Consider the following 17,851-nt stretch of genomic DNA (forward strand, 5'->3'; position numbering starts at 1 on the left):
GGTCGGCGCGGTCGCGGCGAACGAACGGGGAACGGGACGGGACGTCAGATACCGGAAGGCGCGGGAGGTGCCCGCCCACGGTCGTCCACCCCGGGGCCGGGGGAGTGGGGCGCGGGCTCGGGAAGGGGAGGTGTGCGTACGAGGGTGGCCGAGGGGCCGGCCGTCGCGCCGGCGGTGGTGGCGAGGTGCGTCGGCGGTGTCGGCCGCTCACCCTTGAGCGCGTGACGACCACCGGCACAGGTCGAGCAGACGCCGGCGCACTCCTCTTGGGCACGGGGGACCGCACCGGGACGGTGTCCGGACGCGTCCGCGTCGGGACGGTGCCCGGACGGGTCCGTGTCGACACCGTGTCCGGCTGCGTGCGCGTCGGCCTGGAGCCCTGCCGAGGTCCCACCGCTCCGGACCGGGTCCGCCCGTTCCGCCGGTGGAGCGCCCACGCCGAACGTGGTGAACAGGGCCAGCAGGACGGTGACCAGTACGGCACGGCCCGTGGGGCGCCGGCCACCGTTCACGCGACGAGCGGTGCGCGGGGCGACCTGCATGCACCGTCCTCATTTCGTGGTGGTGTCCGGCGGCGCGGCCGAGGCCGGTCAGGGTTCGACGAGGCCGGCCCGGATGGCGTAACGGGTGAGCTCCAGACGGTCGCGCAGGCCGAGCTTGTGCAGCAGGTTCGCGCGGTGCCGCTGGACGGTCTTGACGCTGATGAAGAGGAGGTCGGCGATCTCCTTGGAGGAGTGCCCCTCCGCGACGAGTTTGAGGACCTCCTCCTCCCGGGGCGTCACCGCCTGGTCGGAGGTCTCCTCGCCGTGACGGACACGGTCGAGGTAGTTGCGGATGAGGGCGGTGACCGCGCCGGGGTAGAGAAACGGCTCGTCGCGCATCGCGGTCCGGCAGGCGGTCACCAGGTCCCGGTCAGCGACGGATTTCAGTACGTACCCGCAGGCTCCGGCCTTGAGGGCCTGGAAGAAGTACTGCTCGTTGTCGTGCATCGTGAGCATCAGGATGCGCAGGTCCGGTTTCAGCGACGCCAGTTCACGGGTGGCCTGAAGTCCGGTCAGACGGGGCATCGCGATGTCCAGGACGGCGAGGTCGATGTCGTGAGCGCGGGCCATCCCGATCGCCTCCGCGCCGTCCCCGGCCTCGGCGACCACTTCGAGGTCCGGTTCCCGGTCGAGGATCAGCCGTACCCCGCGCCGTACGAGCGCGTGGTCGTCGGCGAGCAGAATACGGATCTTGGCGGGTCCGGTCATGGTCACGGCAGCTTCCCGGGGACCGGCGCGGTCAGCCGGATGCGGGTACCGGTGCGGGCCGCGGGAGTGATGTCGAGGGCGGCGCCGATGAGCAGGGCGCGCTCGCGCATGCCTCGGATCCCGGCGCCCTCGCAGGCCGCCTGGATCCCGCGGCCGTCGTCCGCGATGGCCAGCACCACGGCGCCGTCCGTGTGACGCAGGCTGACCTCGGCCCGTCCCGCGTCGGCGTGGCGGGCCACGTTCGTCAGGCTCTCCTGCGCGACACGGTAGAGGACCAGTTCCGTCTCCGGCTCCAGGGCGGGCAGATCGGCGTCGAAGTGACGCAGTACGCGCAGCCCGGTGTGGGTGGCGAAGTCGTGGGTGAGCGAGGTCATGGCGCTGACCAGACCGAGGTCGTCCAGCACACCGGGGCGCAGCCGGCGCACCAGGCGGCGTACCTCGTCCAGGCTGCCGCGGGTGATCTCCTGCGCCTGGTGCAACTCGTCGCGCAGCGGCCCGTCGGCGTCGTCCGCGGCGCGCTTGAGAGCCAGCAGGATCGCGGTCATGCTCTGGCCCACCTCGTCGTGGAGCTCATGCGCGATACGGCGCCGTTCCGCCTCCTGGGCGAGCAGGACACGGGCGCTGCTCGTGGCCCGTTCCTGTTCGAGCCGGTCGAGCATGGCGTTGAACGTGCGGATCAGCTCGGCGACCTCACCGCCGCCCCGCGCGGGCAGCCGCTGACCGGGGCGCAGCAGGTCGACGGTGGTCATCAGCCCGGTCAGCCGGACCAGCGGGGCCAGACCCCAGCGCAGCAGCGCGGCGTTGGCGACCAGCATGACGGCCAGGCCGCCCACCAGGATGACGGCCTCCGTCAGCACGACCGGTACCGAGACGGTCACCGGAGCCCAGAGCAGCAGCGCGGTGGCCGTACCCAGCACCACCGCGTTGAGCCCGAAGATCCGCCAGAACAGCGACATCGGGGTCGAGCCTCCTTCTGTGACGCGGCCGGTACGGCGGGCATCACACGCCTCGGACGAGGCGCGGCCCCTGCTACCGATCCGGCCTGCCGCCAGCCTGTGGGTTCCTGGGCAGCCCGGTCCATGGGGTCCAGCGCCCATTTCCCGAGGCCCGGCCCACCCATGCCCGTACGGCGTGGATGCCCCGACCCCACGCAAATGGAGCCTGGACCCTATGGGGTTCCGCGGCCCGGACGGCCAGGCTCGAGACATGCCGCACCCCCCTGCTCCCCAGGCCCCGCGAAAGGAACGCACCATGTCACTCGACGCCACCCGGACCGAACCGCGCCGCGACCGTCCCTCCGCCCAGGAGGCCCGCCGCCGTCTCGAGCACGCCCGGGGGACCAGGCTGATCCAGCTGCGGGCCCTCACCGACACCGGGCTCACCGTGGACGACCATCTGACGTCCGCGCAGAAGCACTCCATCGAACAGGTGCTCAAGGAGATCGACGCGGCCTTCGCCCGGGTCGAGGACGGCACGTACGGAACCTGCCCGGACTGCGCCAAGCCCGTGCCGGCGGAGCGCCTGGAGATCCTCCCGTACGCGCACCACTGCGTCGCCTGCCTGCGCCGCGCCACCTGACCGCCGACTGTCCCGCTTCCCTTCCGGCCGGTCCCGCTCCCCCCTCGGCCTCCGCTCGCGCCACCGCCCTCCCCGCCCCTCGCCCCTGGACCGCACCCCTCCCGGTCCCGCTTCCTCCGGCCCCCGTCCCCCTCCGCTCCCGTCCCGTACTCCGACACCCGTCAACTGCCCTGCCCAAGGGGTGAAGTGGTGAACAACCAGATCATCGGCCCCCGCGACACACACCTCGCGTCCGAGGACATCGACCTCGCGGCGCTCCGCGAGAACCTGCTCGAACAACGCCTGTTCCGCCAGGAGCAGCTCCGGCAGATCGCGGCCACCTCCCGCGCGGACGCGCCTCCGCGACAGCGGGCCGCCTCGCAGGCCGAGGTCCGCGTCCAGCTCGCCGCCTCCGCCCGTATGGTCCTCGCCGACGTCGACGCCGCCCTCCTCCGCATGGACCAGGGCGGGTACGGAGCCTGCGGGCTGTGCCGGCGTCCCATCGGGAGCGAACGGCTGGCGATCGTGCCCCAGGCCCGCTACTGCACCCGCTGCCAGCAGGTCAGGGAGGCCGGCCGGTGAACATGACCCGCCGGCTCCGCACCGGAGCCCGTCCCGCCCGGCACCGGCCGTGGCCCCTCTGCCGGAAGTGCTGCGGGATCGCCCTCGACATGGGAAGCGCCCGCACCCGCGCCTGGATAGCCGGCCGGGGCCTCGTCCTCGACGTCCCCACGGTCACCTTCCCGGGGGCCGGCGTCGTGTACCCGGTCCAGCGCGGCACCATCGTCGACACGGCGGGAGCGGCCCGGATGCTGGACCGTCTGCTCGGCCACCGGCTGCCCGGCGGCACCCGCCCGCTGATCGTCCTGACCGCTCCCGTGCTGGACGGAGTCGCCTACCGGACGGCGGCGCGCACGGCCGTGGAGGTGCTGCGGCCGCACAGCGTGATCACCGTCCCCGGCGCGCGTGCCGTCGCGCTGGGCGCGGGCGCCGACCTGTCCCGGCCGCTGCTCGTCGTGGACGTCGGCGCCCACCTCACCGAGGTGGTGCTCCTGGCGGACGGCGCCGTCGTCGACGCGCACCGCGCCGCTCTGGGCACCGGCGACCTCGACACCGTTCCGGCGTCACGCGTCAGCGAGGCGGTGGCCGCCATGGTGACCACGATGCTGCGGCAGGACCGTACGTCACTCACCCTGGACGCCCTGGACAGGGGCGCGCTGCTGGCCGGCGGAGGAGCCCTGCGCCCCGAGATCACCTATCGCCTCACCCGCGGACTGCGTACACCCCTGCGCACCGTCGCCGCGCCGCACACCGCCGCCGTCCGCGGGGCGGCGGCCCTCCTGCAAGCCGCGCACGCCCACCCCTCCGTGACCGGCACCGTCGCCCCGGCGACGGACCGGTCGTGATCCGCGCCCCGGTCGCCCTGTCACCCGGTCGCCCCGTCCCCACCCCTCCCGTCACGCCCGGCGCCTGTCTCCGCGTCACGAAGTCGGATACGCACCACCGATGTTCGGTCAGCACGACCGAATTCCCGTCCGCAGCACCGAATTCCCGCCCGCACCACCGCATCCCGATGCGCACCACCACATCCCGATCCGCGTCACCCACACCGCGGTCCGCACCGACCGCGTCCCGATCCGGCCCCCTGGCCGGGGAAAGGAGGACACCATGGCAGGCGGCACCCCCGAGGCACAGTCGCCCGCTGAGGATCCCCCTCCCGAAGACCTTCCGCGCGTCATGCTGTGGCGACTGCGCCGGAGTCCCCTGCGCCGCCGCAACGACCTGGTGCAGGCGTGGATCGGCATCGGGCTGCTGCTGGCCGTACTGGCCGCGGCCCCCGCCGCCATGTTCCTGGCAGGCGACACCGCGTACCACCACTACGCGCGTACCGCCGAGCATCAGCACCGGACGAGAGCGCCTGCCACCGCGGTCCTCCTCCAGGACGCCCCTCGCCACCCCGAGCCGGGGTCGACGGAGGAGAGGGAGAGCCGCTATCCGGTCAGGGTCCGCTTCACCGACCCCACCGGGCACACCCGCACCGCGAAGACCGGGGTCCGGCCCGGTCTGACCGAGGGCAGCACCGTCCGGATCTGGTCCGACACACGAGGAAGACTCACCGGGCCGCCGCTGACCACCGACCGGATCCGCAGCCTCTGCATGGGCTGGGCGATCACCGCCGCCCTGACCGTCACCCTCCTCGGGGGCGTCGCGTACGGCGTCACCGACCTCGTACTGCGACGGCACAACCTGGCGGATTGGGACACGGCCTGGGCCAGGACCGCACCACGCTGGACGGCCTCCAAGTGAACCGGACGCGGGTCACGACCCGGTACGGATCCGGTCGGCAGGCGGGCGGCACACTCCGAGCCGCTCACCATGGCGCCCGCCCACTCGCCACGGTGTCTGCCCCCTCGCCAAGGCGCCCACCCCCCTCGCCACGGCGTCTGCCCGAAAGAATGAATCGGCTCCGGATTCCCGCGTGTCCCGGTGCCGGAGACCTCACTGTGAGGCGGCGGCCCGGCAGCGCCGTGACGTCGGCGCGACTCGGCGGACGTTCGTCCGGCGCGGGCCGTCGCCGTGGTGGACGCGGTACGAGGACAAGGGGTGGCGTGGGATTGGAACGGCTGGAGGAGCCGCGGCCGGTGTCGTTGCAGGACAGGGCGCGCTACCGGTTCGACCGTACGCTGGCCCGCAGCACGGGCACCCTGATGGGCTGGCTGGTGATCACCTGCCTGGCCGTCGTGGTCCCGGTGAGCGCGCTGCTGGTGTGGACGGACCCCGGCTCCCCGCGCTCGTTGCCGGGGCGGCTGACGGCGGTGTGGCGGACCAGCGCGGAGACGCTGCGCCTCGGCGCGGTGACGGGCACCCCGGTGCGCATGCTGCTCTCCGCCCTGCTCGGGCTGGTCGCCCTGCTCTGCGTGTCGACTCTCGTCGGGGTCATCACCACGGGCCTGGCCGACCGGCTGGCCGAGTTGAGCCGCGGCAGGTCGACCGTGATCGAGGAGGGCCATGCCGTCGTGCTCGGCTGGTCGGACCAGGTGGCCACGGTGGTCGGCGAACTGATCGCCGCCCAGACCGCGCACCGGCCACGGGCCATCGTCCTGCTCGCCGAGCGGGACAAGAACGAGATGGAGCGGGCGCTGGCCGTCCAGCTCGGTCCTCAGAGCCGAGCCCGCGTCATCTGCCGCAGCGGGCCGGCCAGCGACCCCGACGTACTCGCGCTGGTCAGCCCGCGCACGGCGGACACCGTGCTGGTGCTGCCCTCCGGGGAGCCCGCGGGCGACGCCGAGGTCCTGCGCGTCCTGCTGGCACTGCGAGCGGTCCTCGGCGACGGGAGTGACGGGCCGCCGGTGCTGGCCGCCGTGCGCGACGACCGCTACCGCGCACCGGCCCGGCTGGCCGCCGGTCCGCGCGGCACGGTCCTGGAGACCGACACCGTCACGGCGCGGCTGATCGCGCAGTGCGTCGGCCGTCCCGGCCTCTCCCTGGTCCTGCGCGACCTGCTGGACTTCGCCGGGGACGAGTTCCACCTCGCCGACGGCTCCGCGTTCCACGGAGGCACCTTCGGCACGGTCCTGCTCGGCCACGCCACCTCCTGCGTGGTCGGCCTGTTCACCCCCGACGGACGTACGCTGCTGAACCCGCCCGCCGACACCGTCGTCGCGCCGGGCACCCTCCTGATCGTCCTCACGCGTGACGACGGCACGACACGGCCGGAGGACTGCCGGCCCCTCGTAGACCGGGCGGCGATCGTCACCGACCCGCCACCGCCGGACGGCGCCGCCCACCTGTTGCTGCTCGGCTGGAACAGGCGCGCGCCCCTCGTCGTGGACCAGTTGCGGCGCACGGTCCGCCCGGGTTCGGTGCTGCACGTGGTGACGGACCGGGCGGTACCCGGACCGGCGCGGGAACCGGAGACCGCGGCCGCCCGGCTGACGGTGCGGTTCCAGTCCGCCGACCTGTCGCGCCCCGAGACACTGCTCGGGCTCGACCTCGCGCCGTACGACGGGATGGTCGTCCTCGGACCCGATCCGGGCGACGGGCCCGACCGGCCCGACGACCGGACCCTGGTCACCCTGCTGGCCGTGCGGCTCCTGGAGGACCGGACCGGACGGGAGATGCGCGTCGTCACCGAACTCGTCGACGACCGCAACCGGCCGCTGGCCCCCCTCAACCCCGGTTCCGACGTCATCGTCAGTGGTGAGCTGACCGGACTGCTCATGGCCCAGATCGCGCAGAACCGGCATCTCGCGGCCGTGTTCGACGAGTTGTTCTCCGCCGACGGCAGCACCATCTGCCTGCGGCCCGCGGCCCACTACGTGCGCCCGGGCGGCGAGGCCAGTTTCGCCACCGTGGTGGCCGCGGCGCGTGACCGAGGCGAGTGCGCCATCGGATACCGCCGTCACGACCGGCGCGCCACGCTCCCGGACCTCGGGGTCCGGCTCAACCCCCACAAGGGGGAGCGGCGCGCGTGGGACGCCGAGGACCAGGTGGTCGTTGTGGCGTCCGAACCGGGCGGCCCCGCCGACTCCTCCGGACGGGCCACGGAGGAACTTCAGGTCGAACGGGCGGACACCAGGCCGCACCCGCAGTGATCCATGGGCGTGTCCTGACGTCGACGGATGCCCGCAGGGCACCTAAGTGCAACAGGCATATCGCATGGAGCGAGTCGGCCACCCGGTCGGTGGTGAGGAACGGGCCATAAGTGCGACTGGTTGATACACTGGCGGGTCATGAGAGCTGACGCCGCACGCAACCTGGCCGCGGTCCTGCGCACCGGGGCCCGACTCCTCGCCGACGACCCGAGCACCTCGATCTCGGCCATCGCCGCCGCGGCGGGCGTGGACCGCACGACCGTCCACCGCCGCTTCGCCACCCGCGAGGCCCTGCTCGACGCCGTCTTCCAGGCGAAGCTCGACTCCGCCGCACGAGTCCTTGACGAGGCACGGCTCACGGCGGCACCGGTCCCCGTCGCCCTGCACCGCTACGTCGAGGGGATCATTCCGGTCAGCCGGGAGTGGCCCGTCGACACCCGTCGCATGATGCAGGCGGATCCGAAGGCCCGCGACCTGCGCGAGGAACAGAGCCGGCGACTGGACGACTTCCTCAGTCGTGCGGCCGACGAGGGCTTTCTGCGCGCCGACGTTCCGCAGGCCTGGGTGAGGGGCGTTCTCGACGACCTGGTGGACAGTGCCGCTCACCGGTTCCCCGACGTCGAGCCCCCGCAGGCGGCGGACCTGGTCGTGGACATGTTCCTCAACGGCGTCGGCAGGCCCTGACCTCCCATACCGGGGAGATCACCCCCTGTCGCGCGACCCGCGACCCGCGACCCGCGACCCGCGACCCGCGAGCACCGCAGTCACCGTCACGCCCGCCACCCGCGTCCCGTCGGGACACACCTCTCCACGAGACGCGTTTGACGGTCCATCAAGTACCGTGCCTCACCCCCTGTCGCTCCTCCATGACTGAACGTACACTGACAAGTCATAGAACTTCGGGCGTGATTGACTGGGGGAGCCGTCATGTCCTGGGATCACAACGACATGCCCGGCACGTTCGTCGTGCCGCCGATGCCCACCGCACCGCCACCCGCTCCGGCGGACGCACTGCGCGCGGTCGCGGTGGCACTGCTCAACCTGTCCGGGCTGGGCCTGGGTTACGCGCTGATGCGCCGCTGGGTCCTGATGGCCGTGTGCTGGACAGCGACCGCGATCCTGCTGCTCGTGGCCCTGCCCGCGGACCCGGACGGCGTGCCCGGCGCGGCCGTCGTCCTCTACCTGGTCCTGCTCGGGCTGGCAGGCGTCCACGGCGCGATGCTGGGTCTGCGGACCCGGCTCGTCTGGCCGCCGCGTGCGTTGCTCGCGATCGTGCTCGGGGTAGTCCTCCTGGCCGTACCCGCGGGAGGCGTCGTCCTGTACGGCAACGCGCGGGACAGGGCGACCGAGGCGATGCTCCTGGACAGGCTGGAGCGGGCGGACAAGCTCGTCCAGGCCTCCGGGAAGCAGTCGTTCACCACGGCGGAGGCCGACTACCGCCGGGCGCTGGCCGCCTACCGGGGTCTGCGCGGCGACCATCCCGGCTCGAAGGCGGCCGACCGCGTGCCCGACCGGCTCAAGACCTTCTACACCACCGTCGGTTCGCCCTATGCCCAGAAGAACTACTGCGACGCCATAGCTCCGTTGAAGTACCTCCGCACGGTCCCGCGAACCATGGGCGCGAAGGAACTCGGCACGCTGTCCACCTGGCCCGACGACCGGCTGGCCACCTCGCTCTACGAGTGCGCCTCCCAGGCGCTCGGCCACGGCGACGCGGACTGGACGACGCACTTCGGCGACCTCCTGTCGACCTTCCCGCGGTCGGCGCCGGCCGGGAAGGTGGAGCCCGCGGTGAGCGCGGAGGTCGACAGGGCCGTGAAGCAGGTCCGCGGAAGCGACCCCTGCGCGGCCGTCGAACACCTCAGGAGCCTCGGCACCCAGGTCACCGCACTCCCGGGGGAGCAGGCGGGTGTGGCCGCGGCCCTCGGCAAGGACGCCGACCGGGCGACCACGAACGCGGACTCGGGCACGTACGCCTGCGGTGTGAGCCAGTACAAGGACAAGCGGTTCGGCGAAGCCGTCACCACCATGAACGAGTTCGCCAAGAACAACCCGCACGCCGGGAACCGGGCCCGCGCGCAGAAGATCGCCATCGCGGCGGAGATCGCCCAGACGGTACCCGCCGCGGGCGGGCGGCTGCCGACGACGGCCTCCGGCGGCAGCATCGCCGTCACCGTCAAGAACGACAGCCCCGACGACATCACGGTGATGTACACGGGGCCGGTGACCGGCAGCTTCTCCCTCAAGGCCTGCGGGAGTTGCACCACCTACTCCCTCACCAGCACGGTGATCGCCGGGTTCACCCCCTGCCACGACAGCGGGAAGAACTACCCGCAGCGGACCATCCGGCTGCCCGTCGGCACCACGTACTTCGTCCACAAGTCCCGGACCCGCACGGGGAAGTCCCCCGCGTCGGACACCGCCAAGCTGAGGCCCGGCTACATCTACACCGAGTGCGCCTACATGACGAGCCTCGGCTACTGACGGCGAGAGGGGCACCGCTCGTGCGCGGGCGGCGCCCCGTCGGACCGGCGGGTCTCGGCGGGTCGGGGTGAGCCCCGGCCCGTCACCGTTTCGGTCTCGGCCCCGCCAGGATCAGACTTTCGATGGCCTCGTAACGACGCCGCTCGCGGGCTGCTCTGCGGCGTCCGGAGAGCACGCTGCCGAGCCATCCGAAGGCGAATCCCAGGGGGACGGAGACCAGCCCCGTGGTGGTGAACGGGAACCAGTTGAAGTCCGCGTGGGGAAACGCCGACGTCGGTGAGCCGGAGACGAGTCTGGTCCCCGGCATCAGCAGGAGCACCGAGAGGGTGCCGCCGATGAGCGTGCTCAACAGGCCGGCGCGCGTGAAGTTGCGCCAGAAGAGGCTGTAGATCAGTGCCGGGGCGATCGCCGACGCGCCCAGGCAGAAGGAGAGGGTCGCCAGCGGTTGCAGGCTGCGGTGCTGGACCAGGGCGGCGAGCACGACGATCGGAGCCCCGACGACCACGGCGGAGACGCGGGCCAGCATCGTCTCGTGGTGCGGCGCCATGCCGGAGCCCCGGGTGGCGAACACGTCGTGGGCCAGGGAGTTGGCGCAGGCCAGTGTCATACCGGCCACCGAGGCGAGCAGGGTCAGGAAGATCGCGGTGGTGACCGTGGTGAACACGAGGGTCTCCGCCCTCGACATGTCCGCACCGAACGCCGCCCGGGAGCTGAGCAGGTACGCGGTGTGTCCCCACGGGTCGGCCTTCGCGATGCCCGCCCGGCCGATCAGTGCCGTCGCGCCGATACCGATGACCGTGGCCACCGCGACGAACAGGGCCACCGACGACACCGCCCACGACATCGAACGCCGCACCTGACGCGCGCTCTTCGCGGTGTACATGCGCATGGTCACGTGCGGGAGGCACGCACCGCCCAGCACGATGGCCAACTGCGTGCTGAGCATGTCGAGATGCGGATGCGGTCCGCCGGCGAACTCCAGCCCGCCGTGCAGGAACTGGTCGCGCGCACCACTGTGGTCGGCGGCCGCGCCGAACAGGGTTCCCGGGTTCCAGTGAAAGGTCCTCAGGATCAGTACCGCGACGGTCACGCCGGAACCGAGCAGCACGACCATCTTCAGGGTCTGGATCAGCGCGGTGCCCCGCATCCCCCCGATGGCCGCGTAGGTGATCATCAGCGCGCCCACCCCGACGATGCAGCCGGTCTTCATGGCACTGTCGGAGAAGCCGAGGATGAAGGCCAGGAGCTGTCCGGTGCTGGCGAGTTGGACGAGCATCATCGGCACCAGCGCCACGATGGTGACCGCGCACGCTGTGATGCGCACCGTGCGCCCCGGCATGCGCCGGGCGAGGGCGTCACCCATGGTGAACTTGCCCGTGTTCCGCAGGGGTTCGGCGAGCAGGAACATCAGCAACAGGAGGGACAGCAGGGTGCTGAGGGCCAGGACGACGCCGTCGTATCCGCAGAGTGCGATGACCCCGCCGATGGTGAACACGGTCGCGGCCGAGATGTAGTCGCCCGCGATGGCGAGGCCGTTGCGGACGGGCGACAGCGAACGGTAGCCGGTGTAGAACTCCTCGAGGTCGTCGCTGTCGGGGCCGGTGAGTACGCACAGCAGAAGGGTGACGGAGACGGCGATGCAGAAGGCGACGAGGGACCAGGACCGTGCGGAGTCGCTGAAGTCCGTCATCGCTCCCTCTCCTGTTCGCCGCCGGCCCACGGCGCCTGCCGGTTCACGCGGCGTGCCAGCGGGTCGACGTAGCGGCGGGCGGTGCGCTCGTACAGCGCCACGGCGAGCCAGGTGACGGGGAGTTGGGCGAGGGCGAGGACCAGGCCGGTCGACAGTCCGCCGGTCACGGGCCTCGCCATGATGTCGGGGCGGCCGACGGAGAGGGCGAGGAAGAGGGAGAAGTAGCCGAGCGCCGCCAGTGTGGTGAGCCAGCGCTGTCGGCGGTAGGCGCGGCGCAGGACACGCAGGTCGCGGTGGTGTCCGGTCCAGGGGCGAGGCGGTGTCCCGCCGCGTAACGGCTCCCCGGGGGGAGCGGGGAGCGCGGGGGCCCGGGCAGGGGAGGAATGCTGTCCGTGGTGGGGTCGGGCGGAGTTCGAAGCGGAGCTGTCGTAGGACATTCCGGGTCTCCTGGCGGGTTCGTTACCGACGGACATGGACCGCGCTAAGAGGTGGGGGAGCTGCTCGGGTCCTCGCACGCTATTCGGCGGCCCGGGCAGTGCAAAGGGTTTTTCCTCAAGTGGCTGGTCGGACGGTGTTCAAGGCTCTGACCTCCTGTGTTGCTGCTGTCATGGCTGTGACGGGCGGGACGGGGGCTTCGTGTGAGGCACATGTGTTCGACGGCTCTCCGGTCACTGGGACGGTCGGTCGTACGGGTGACTTCGGCGCCTCGGAGAGGACACCGCGCGGTGGGATCGGCGGTCCGGACGGGGTACGGCGTGGGCCGCGCGCCGCCGGTCGTCTGACCCGCCGCGCGGTTCCGGCAGGCGGGGGCCGCTCAGGAGGCATCGGTCAGCCGGTGCAGAGGGGTGCCGTGCGCCCAGCTCCGCAGGCGCGGGCCGTCGATGAGGTGGATGTCTCCCTGGCGCCGGGCCCATTGGACGTCACGGTGGCTGAAGGTCCCGCGGTGCACCACGAGTCGCAGGGGTGTGCTCACCCGGCGCCCGGAGCGCGCGGGCGCGTCCTCGTCGGGCAGCGGCTCGGCCACGGGCCGGAACGCCACCTCGATGCGGTGTCCCTGGTCGTTGCGCGCCCGTACGCGTGGCCGGTCCTGCGCCCTGGACGGCGGGAGGACGAACCAGCCGTCCCGGCGCAGCATCCGGGACACGGCCAGGGCGAGCCCCTCCGTGTCGAGTTCCGAGAGTTCCTCGGGGGTGTAGTGGCCAAGCCGCCGACGGGCCAGCGGACGGTGATACCGGACCGCGACCAGGGTGGCGACGGCGAGGAGCGCCGGCACCGCGACGAGCACGCCGGCACCGAGGGCGCGGAAGGCCACGGCGACGCCCGCCACCGTCCCGCACACGACCACCACGACCACCACTAGGGCGGGCAGCACCTCACGGAGGCCGGGCCCGTAGCGCCCCTGGTCGCGCAGTGCACGGATCGCGAGCCGCCGCAGCGTACGGCGTGACGGTCCCTTCTCGGGTCTTGGTCCCCTCCACACCACCAGGGTCGGCTCCTCCCACCCCGCGTGCACCGGTCTACCTGCGGTAGGGATACCCAGCCGCGACGTGCCGGTCGTCCGGAGGACGGGATCCGGCCACGAATCCGGCTGAAGTCTTTCCCCGCGCACGCCACGCGCGGGCCACCACGGGCCCCGGGTACGCGGGATGCCTGGACATACTCCGTCAACTCGACCCGAAGACGCGGGTAAGCCGGACGGGTGAGCTCACGGGGGCCGGTCGTGCGGTGACCGGTGTTCTCGGCCGACGGCGGGGAAGACGCACCGCATGCACCTCGGGAGACCCCGTGATGCCGGTGATCCGGCGGGCGAGGGGGCGCCCCGGCCGTTCTCGTAAGGAGTTCCCGTGACCACGTACGTCATCACCGTCCCCGGCACCTTCGTCCACGGCATGTCCGACAGCGCCCGCACGGACATCGAGCGCAGGCTCCGGCCCCAGGACCCGAAGAACACCGATCTGGGCGAGAACGAGGAGCTGAGCCTGCTCACGGTGGAGGAGGACGGGAGGTTCGCCGCCCGGGTCGAGGTCGAGGCCGCGGACCGGTCCAGCGCCGAGCACGAGGCCGTACGGCTGGTGTCGGGGGCGCTGCGCGACAGCGGGCTCGCCGAGGGCGACGCGATGCTGGGGGCGGCGGTCGTGACCGGCATCGACACCGGTATCGACCGCGAACTCTGAGGCGGGGGTGCCGGGGAGGGCGGTCACCGTTCCTTGCCGGTCCCGTTCACCGCGGCGCGTCCCGTCCCATGTGCTGCGCGAGCCAGGAGGGTTGCCCGGGGGCCCCGCGCAGCACGCGGGGCCCCGGTGGCCACCGGGGACGTCCGGCCTGACGTGCCGTGCCTTCGTCGTCCGCGTGCGCCCATGGCATGATCACAGTCGCTTTTGCCAGAAGTCGATGCGCTGTGCGGGAGTCGTTTCTCAAGGACCTCGGCGCAACTGGTAAATGACCCGCCGGAGAACGGGGTACAGGTATACGTGGTGCCCAGCACCGACGTGCACCCCGCCTCCCTTACCGAAGGACTGCCGGTCTTGGACCTCGTGTACCCCGAAACACCCGCTGCACGCCGCCCGGGACGGACATGGATCATCCGGGTCTCCGGCCACAGCGACCGTACCGCCTCCGTGTCGTGCTCCTCGTCGTGCGGAATGCCGCCCCGCTCCCGCGACCTGACGGCGCTTCGCCGTTTCGCCGAAGCCCACGCGGGGGCGCACGCCCGCGCCGCCACCGTGCACCCCGACGCCGCCTGCGCCTGCCGGCAGACACAGTGCGCGGCCCACGAGGGCACGCACACGCACTGCGCGGGCGGAGTGGTCCTGGTCCTGCGTCACGACCCCGCGGTCGGCCAGGTCTGGACCCTGCTCGAAGTCTGTACCGCGTGCGCCCCGCTGATGACGAACTCCCGCGTCGTGGGCCGCGCACTGCCGCGCACACGCGAGGCGCCCGTGTCGGCCGCCGCGCCGGCGCACGCCGAGCCGACGACGGCACCAGCGGTGCCCGGAGGATTCAGCGCCCCCACCGGACCGGGCTTCAACAGCGCGGACGCTCCTCCCGCGCCGTCGCGTCGCCGTTCCGGCGTCCGCGGCCGCCCGCAGCAGCGACAGGGACGGCGGAACCAGGGCGGTTTCCCGGGCTGAGAGAGCGAGCCGGGTCTCACCGCTCCGGTTCGCCACGCGGGTGCAGACGGACCCGGCAGCGCCCGCACACCCGGTGACCACCCGTGCTCAGCGGCTCCCGGCCCCGGGCCGCCAGTGCCCGGCCCACCGGCCCCGCGCCCGCCGCGGCGGCACCGCCGGCCCCGTTCTCCGTGGCGTGCGGCCTGCCCGGCCTGACGGACCGGCCGACGTGGTCCGAGGGTGTCACCCGAGCGACGAGGTCGTACCACTCGTCGCTCACCGCGTCGGCCCACAGAGGGGCCGTGCGATCCCGCGGGGCGTCACACGGCATGGGCACGGTGCGGCTGGTGCCGGCTCGTTCAGGGGACAGGCGGCCGGGCCGGACGTTCCAGCGGCCCTCCCGCAGGGTCAGGGAGACCGTCGACAGAGGCGGCACCTCGAAGTGCCAGAAAGCCGTCGCCGGTGCCGACAGCGCGTGGACGAGCGCGGCCCGCACGACGGCCGGTTCGGTGATGAGCAGAGCCCGGTCCATGAACGGCGGCACGCTGCTCAGCCAGCACGCGACGCGGCGGCAGAGCTGCCGTACGGACTCGCCTCCGTGCGGCGTCGCATCCGGGTCCGTGAGCCGGCTCGCGTAGCCGTAGGGGTTGTCCTCCACGACCTCACGGACGGTGCGGCCGCGCCATGTCCCGTGGTCGAAGTCGCGCAGCGCGGGATCCGGGGTGGCGTCGAGTCCGAGTGCGTCGGCGGTCAGCGCGCAGCGGACCGACGGCGCCCGGACGACCGGAGAGTACGCGGGGAGCGTCTCGCCCACGGCGCGCGCCTCGGCCAGGCCGTCCTCGCTCAGCGGGCCGTCACCGAAGACGGCGCCCCTGGCGGTGTCCGAGGCTGTCGCGCACATGAACGTCAGGCGGACCGACATCGGCGTACCTCCTAGCTGGCCCGGCGTGGGTGCCGGATGGGGTGAGTCCGTCGAGGACCGCGGGTGCCGTCGCGTGCCGGGTCCAGGCCGACCGGCCGTCCTGTCGACGACGGGCCGGAGAGGAGCGGTGACGCCGGGGCGACGCACGAGGCGAAGAGGCCGGTGCCGGTGTCCCGGGCGCCGCCCCGGGCGGTACCACCTCCGCCAGGTCGTGCGTCATACGCTCCAGGGTCGAGGGCGCCGCGCGCGGCGGACATCCGGCAGGTGTCCGGAACCGCCCCGCCGACTGGCTGGCGCACTCCCCGCCGCCCGGCCGTAACCGGTGTCGGACGGCCGCGGGGCGTGCTCGGCATGGTACGAATCGGACAGTGGTCCGGCGGCGAGTGGAGCACCTGTGATCCGGGTATTGGTGGTCGACGACGAGGCCATGATCCGTACGGGTTTTCAGCACATCCTCGACGCGGCACACGACATCGAGGTCGCGGCCGCGGTTCCCGGCGGCCAGGCACTCCAGACAGCCCAGGACATACGCCCTGACGTCGTACTTCTCGACATCCGGATGCCGGACGTCGACGGGCTCACCGTCCTCGCCGGCCTCCGCCGGCTGCCCCACCCCCCGGTGGTGGCCATGCTCACGACCTTCGACATGGACGAATACGTGACGACGGCGCTGCGCTCGGGGGCCGCGGGCTTCCTGCTCAAGGACACCGATCCCGAGGAGCTCCCGTTCCTCGTGCGGACACTGGCCGACGGCGGCACCGTCCTGTCGTCCAAGGTGACCCGGACGGTCGTCGACGGTTACCTGAACGCCGGTCCCCGGGAATCCGCCACCCGCAGCCTCGCCCGGCTGACCGACCGCGAACGCGCCGTGCTCGTCCTCATCGCCGAGGGACTGTCCAACGCCGACATCGGCACGCGGATGCACCTCAGCACCGGCACGGTCAAGGACCATGTGAGCGCGATCCTCGGCAAACTCGAGGTGGACGGGCGTGTCCAGGCCGCCCTGCTCGCCGAACGGGCCGGCCTTCTCAAGGAGCCGCGGGGCGAGGAGGGGGGATGAGCCTCCGCAGGCCGCGCGCACCGCTGGTGGACGCCGCGCTGGTCGCCGCGTCGCTCGTCGACGTCTGGGTCAAGGTCCACATCGACGAGCCCCTGCGGCTGACCTGCGCCCTGGTCGCCGCCTTCTCCCTCTTTCTGCGACGTCGCAGGCCGTTGCTCACCTTCCTGCTCACGCTGCCCGCGGTCCTGGTGTCCGATGCCGTCTTCGCCGCGCTGGCGGCGCTGTACACTCTCGCCTCGTTCAGCCGTCATCGCACCATGCTCGCTCTCTGTGTCACGGCGTTCACGATCTGCGACATGACGAAGTGGCCGTCACTGAGCTACGACTTCGCGAAGACGGCGACCGTGATCACGCTGGGCTACACCGCGGCGACGGCGGCCGCTCCCGTCTTCCTCGGCCAACTCGTCCAGGCCCGGCGTGATCTGTCGCGGCAACTCGCCGAGATCTCCGAGGCGCGCGACCACAAACGGTTGCTGACCGCGCAGAGTGTGCTGGCCAAGGAACGCGCCCAGCTCGCCCGGGAGATGCACGACGTGGTCTCCCACCAGGTCAGCCTGATCGCGGTGCGGGCCGGAGCCCTCCAGGTCGGTACCCAGGACGCCGAGGCCAAGGAGGCGGCCGCCACGATCCGGCGGCTGAGCGTCCAGACACTGGACGAGCTTCGGCACATGGTCAGCGTCCTGCGCGCGTCCGGGGGGCGTCCCACGGAGCTGACACCGCAGCCGTCCCTCGCGGACCTCGAACGGCTGGTCGACAACAGTGGCATCGAGACCGAGTTGCAGACCGACGTGCCCGACGACCTGCCGCCCACCGTGCAGCGGGCCATCTACCGCACGGTTCAGGAAGCACTGACCAACGCACGCAAACACGCCCCGGGAACCACCGCGACGGTTCGCATCCGCCACCATGACGGCGCCGTCCGGGCCACGGTCACCAACACCGCGCCGACCCGCCCCCCGCTCCCGCTCCCGAGCGCGCACCACGGACTGGTCGGCCTGCGCCAGCGCGCGGCCCTCCTCGGCGGCACCGTCACCGCCGGACCCACGGCCGACGGGGGTTACGAACTGCGCCTGGAGCTCCCGGCCGAGGACCGGTCATGACCGACCGCGGCGATCCGCGGGCTCGCGCCGGCCGGGCCGCCGCCGTGTTTGCGGCCGAATATTTGCGGGGACTCGGCGGTTAG

General features: G+C 72.5%; 18 protein-coding genes. 11 read left to right on the top strand and 7 right to left on the bottom strand.

Annotated features, from left to right (window positions below; genetic code table 11):
- Positions 1–44 precede the first annotated feature (44 nt).
- Genes ACFV2J_RS01390 through ACFV2J_RS01400 form a run of 3 tightly spaced genes read right to left on the bottom strand, consistent with a single transcriptional unit; the run spans position 45 to position 2,206 of the window.
- Positions 45–542, bottom strand: coding sequence for a hypothetical protein (locus ACFV2J_RS01390; RefSeq protein WP_385436901.1), 498 nt, complete (start codon positions 540–542; stop codon positions 45–47).
- Positions 543–590: 48 nt separating this feature from the next.
- Positions 591–1,250, bottom strand: a complete 660-nt coding sequence (locus ACFV2J_RS01395) for a response regulator (RefSeq protein ID WP_385090095.1) — start codon at positions 1,248–1,250, stop codon at positions 591–593.
- 2 nt (positions 1,251–1,252) lie between these two features.
- Positions 1,253–2,206 carry a HAMP domain-containing sensor histidine kinase gene (locus ACFV2J_RS01400; RefSeq protein ID WP_385090077.1) on the bottom strand — a complete coding sequence of 318 codons (954 nt, stop codon included), beginning with the start codon at positions 2,204–2,206 and terminating at the stop codon, positions 1,253–1,255.
- A 295-nt stretch (positions 2,207–2,501) separates the two neighbouring features.
- Between ACFV2J_RS01400 and ACFV2J_RS01405 the strand changes: the two genes are divergently transcribed.
- The 7 genes from ACFV2J_RS01405 (at position 2,502) to ACFV2J_RS01435 (ending at position 9,886) form a co-directional block, all read left to right on the top strand.
- A complete protein-coding gene (locus tag ACFV2J_RS01405; RefSeq protein ID WP_385090074.1) occupies positions 2,502–2,828 on the top strand; it encodes a TraR/DksA C4-type zinc finger protein in 327 nt (108 codons plus the stop codon).
- Between the two features lie 186 nt (positions 2,829–3,014).
- Complete coding sequence (locus ACFV2J_RS01410) at positions 3,015–3,389, top strand: TraR/DksA family transcriptional regulator (RefSeq protein ID WP_385090071.1); 375 nt, start codon at positions 3,015–3,017, stop codon at positions 3,387–3,389.
- Between the two features lie 2 nt (positions 3,390–3,391).
- Positions 3,392–4,213, top strand: a complete 822-nt coding sequence (locus tag ACFV2J_RS01415) for a rod shape-determining protein (protein WP_385437026.1) — start codon at positions 3,392–3,394, stop codon at positions 4,211–4,213.
- A gap of 262 nt (positions 4,214–4,475) precedes the next feature.
- A complete protein-coding gene (locus tag ACFV2J_RS01420) occupies positions 4,476–5,114 on the top strand; it encodes a hypothetical protein (protein ID WP_385090068.1) in 639 nt (212 codons plus the stop codon).
- Between the two features lie 401 nt (positions 5,115–5,515).
- Positions 5,516–7,402, top strand: a complete 1,887-nt coding sequence (locus ACFV2J_RS01425; protein ID WP_385437028.1) for an NAD-binding lipoprotein — start codon at positions 5,516–5,518, stop codon at positions 7,400–7,402.
- A 138-nt stretch (positions 7,403–7,540) separates the two neighbouring features.
- The gene (locus ACFV2J_RS01430) at positions 7,541–8,086 is read left to right on the top strand and encodes a TetR/AcrR family transcriptional regulator (RefSeq protein WP_385089294.1); all 546 of its coding nucleotides are present in this window, start codon (positions 7,541–7,543) and stop codon (positions 8,084–8,086) included.
- 243 nt (positions 8,087–8,329) lie between these two features.
- Entirely contained in the window at positions 8,330–9,886 is a 1,557-nt protein-coding gene (locus ACFV2J_RS01435) for a hypothetical protein (protein WP_385089297.1), read from the top strand.
- Between the two features lie 82 nt (positions 9,887–9,968).
- Here ACFV2J_RS01435 and ACFV2J_RS01440 read toward each other — a convergent pair whose 3' ends face one another.
- The 3 genes from ACFV2J_RS01440 to ACFV2J_RS01450 all read right to left on the bottom strand — a co-directional run bounded on the left by ACFV2J_RS01440 (position 9,969) and on the right by ACFV2J_RS01450 (position 13,089).
- On the bottom strand, positions 9,969–11,576 hold the full coding sequence (locus ACFV2J_RS01440; protein WP_385089299.1) for a cation acetate symporter: 1,608 nt from the start codon (positions 11,574–11,576) through the stop codon (positions 9,969–9,971).
- A complete protein-coding gene (locus ACFV2J_RS01445; RefSeq protein WP_385089302.1) occupies positions 11,573–12,013 on the bottom strand; it encodes a DUF485 domain-containing protein in 441 nt (146 codons plus the stop codon). Before ACFV2J_RS01445 ends, ACFV2J_RS01440 begins: the two co-directional genes overlap by 4 nt.
- 377 nt (positions 12,014–12,390) lie before the next feature.
- Positions 12,391–13,089, bottom strand: a complete 699-nt coding sequence (locus tag ACFV2J_RS01450; RefSeq protein ID WP_385089304.1) for a hypothetical protein — start codon at positions 13,087–13,089, stop codon at positions 12,391–12,393.
- A gap of 331 nt (positions 13,090–13,420) precedes the next feature.
- Here ACFV2J_RS01450 and ACFV2J_RS01455 point away from each other — a divergent pair, with 331 nt between their 5' ends.
- Together ACFV2J_RS01455 and ACFV2J_RS01460 are read left to right on the top strand one after the other, a co-directional pair.
- Positions 13,421–13,750, top strand: coding sequence for a hypothetical protein (locus ACFV2J_RS01455; protein ID WP_385089307.1), 330 nt, complete (start codon positions 13,421–13,423; stop codon positions 13,748–13,750).
- A gap of 360 nt (positions 13,751–14,110) precedes the next feature.
- Entirely contained in the window at positions 14,111–14,707 is a 597-nt protein-coding gene (locus ACFV2J_RS01460) for a hypothetical protein (RefSeq protein WP_385437030.1), read from the top strand.
- Positions 14,708–14,723: 16 nt separating this feature from the next.
- On the opposite strand, the gene ACFV2J_RS01465 is transcribed toward ACFV2J_RS01460, so the two are convergent.
- Entirely contained in the window at positions 14,724–15,608 is an 885-nt protein-coding gene (locus ACFV2J_RS01465) for a histidine phosphatase family protein (RefSeq protein ID WP_385089312.1), read from the bottom strand.
- 394 nt (positions 15,609–16,002) lie between these two features.
- Between ACFV2J_RS01465 and ACFV2J_RS01470 the strand changes: the two genes are divergently transcribed.
- Both ACFV2J_RS01470 and ACFV2J_RS01475 read left to right on the top strand, forming a co-directional pair.
- Entirely contained in the window at positions 16,003–16,668 is a 666-nt protein-coding gene (locus tag ACFV2J_RS01470; RefSeq protein WP_385089315.1) for a response regulator, read from the top strand.
- Entirely contained in the window at positions 16,665–17,768 is a 1,104-nt protein-coding gene (locus ACFV2J_RS01475) for a sensor histidine kinase (RefSeq protein ID WP_385089318.1), read from the top strand. The genes ACFV2J_RS01470 and ACFV2J_RS01475 overlap by 4 nt, the downstream gene beginning before the upstream one ends.
- Positions 17,769–17,851: the final 83 nt, after the last annotated feature.

Source organism: Streptomyces sp. NPDC059668, from assembly GCF_042734135.1.
Classification (GTDB): Bacteria; Actinomycetota; Actinomycetes; order Streptomycetales; family Streptomycetaceae; genus Streptomyces.

Bases quoted from the DNA above. Each gene is read 5' to 3' on its own strand.
- ACFV2J_RS01405 (WP_385090074.1), top strand. From the start codon at position 2,502: ATGTCACTCGACGCCACCCGGACCGAACCGCGCCGCGACCGTCCCTCC.
- ACFV2J_RS01435 (WP_385089297.1), top strand. From the start codon at position 8,330: ATGTCCTGGGATCACAACGACATGCCCGGCACGTTCGTCGTGCCGCCG.
- ACFV2J_RS01465 (WP_385089312.1), bottom strand. From the start codon at position 15,608: ATGTCGGTCCGCCTGACGTTCATGTGCGCGACAGCCTCGGACACCGCC.
- ACFV2J_RS01390 (WP_385436901.1), bottom strand. From the start codon at position 542: ATGCAGGTCGCCCCGCGCACCGCTCGTCGCGTGAACGGTGGCCGGCGC.
- ACFV2J_RS01430 (WP_385089294.1), top strand. From the start codon at position 7,541: ATGAGAGCTGACGCCGCACGCAACCTGGCCGCGGTCCTGCGCACCGGG.
- ACFV2J_RS01415 (WP_385437026.1), top strand. From the start codon at position 3,392: ATGACCCGCCGGCTCCGCACCGGAGCCCGTCCCGCCCGGCACCGGCCG.
- ACFV2J_RS01425 (WP_385437028.1), top strand. From the start codon at position 5,516: ATGGGCTGGCTGGTGATCACCTGCCTGGCCGTCGTGGTCCCGGTGAGC.
- ACFV2J_RS01475 (WP_385089318.1), top strand. From the start codon at position 16,665: ATGAGCCTCCGCAGGCCGCGCGCACCGCTGGTGGACGCCGCGCTGGTC.
- ACFV2J_RS01445 (WP_385089302.1), bottom strand. From the start codon at position 12,013: ATGTCCTACGACAGCTCCGCTTCGAACTCCGCCCGACCCCACCACGGA.
- ACFV2J_RS01440 (WP_385089299.1), bottom strand. From the start codon at position 11,576: ATGACGGACTTCAGCGACTCCGCACGGTCCTGGTCCCTCGTCGCCTTC.
- ACFV2J_RS01420 (WP_385090068.1), top strand. From the start codon at position 4,476: ATGGCAGGCGGCACCCCCGAGGCACAGTCGCCCGCTGAGGATCCCCCT.
- ACFV2J_RS01400 (WP_385090077.1), bottom strand. From the start codon at position 2,206: ATGTCGCTGTTCTGGCGGATCTTCGGGCTCAACGCGGTGGTGCTGGGT.
- ACFV2J_RS01395 (WP_385090095.1), bottom strand. From the start codon at position 1,250: ATGACCGGACCCGCCAAGATCCGTATTCTGCTCGCCGACGACCACGCG.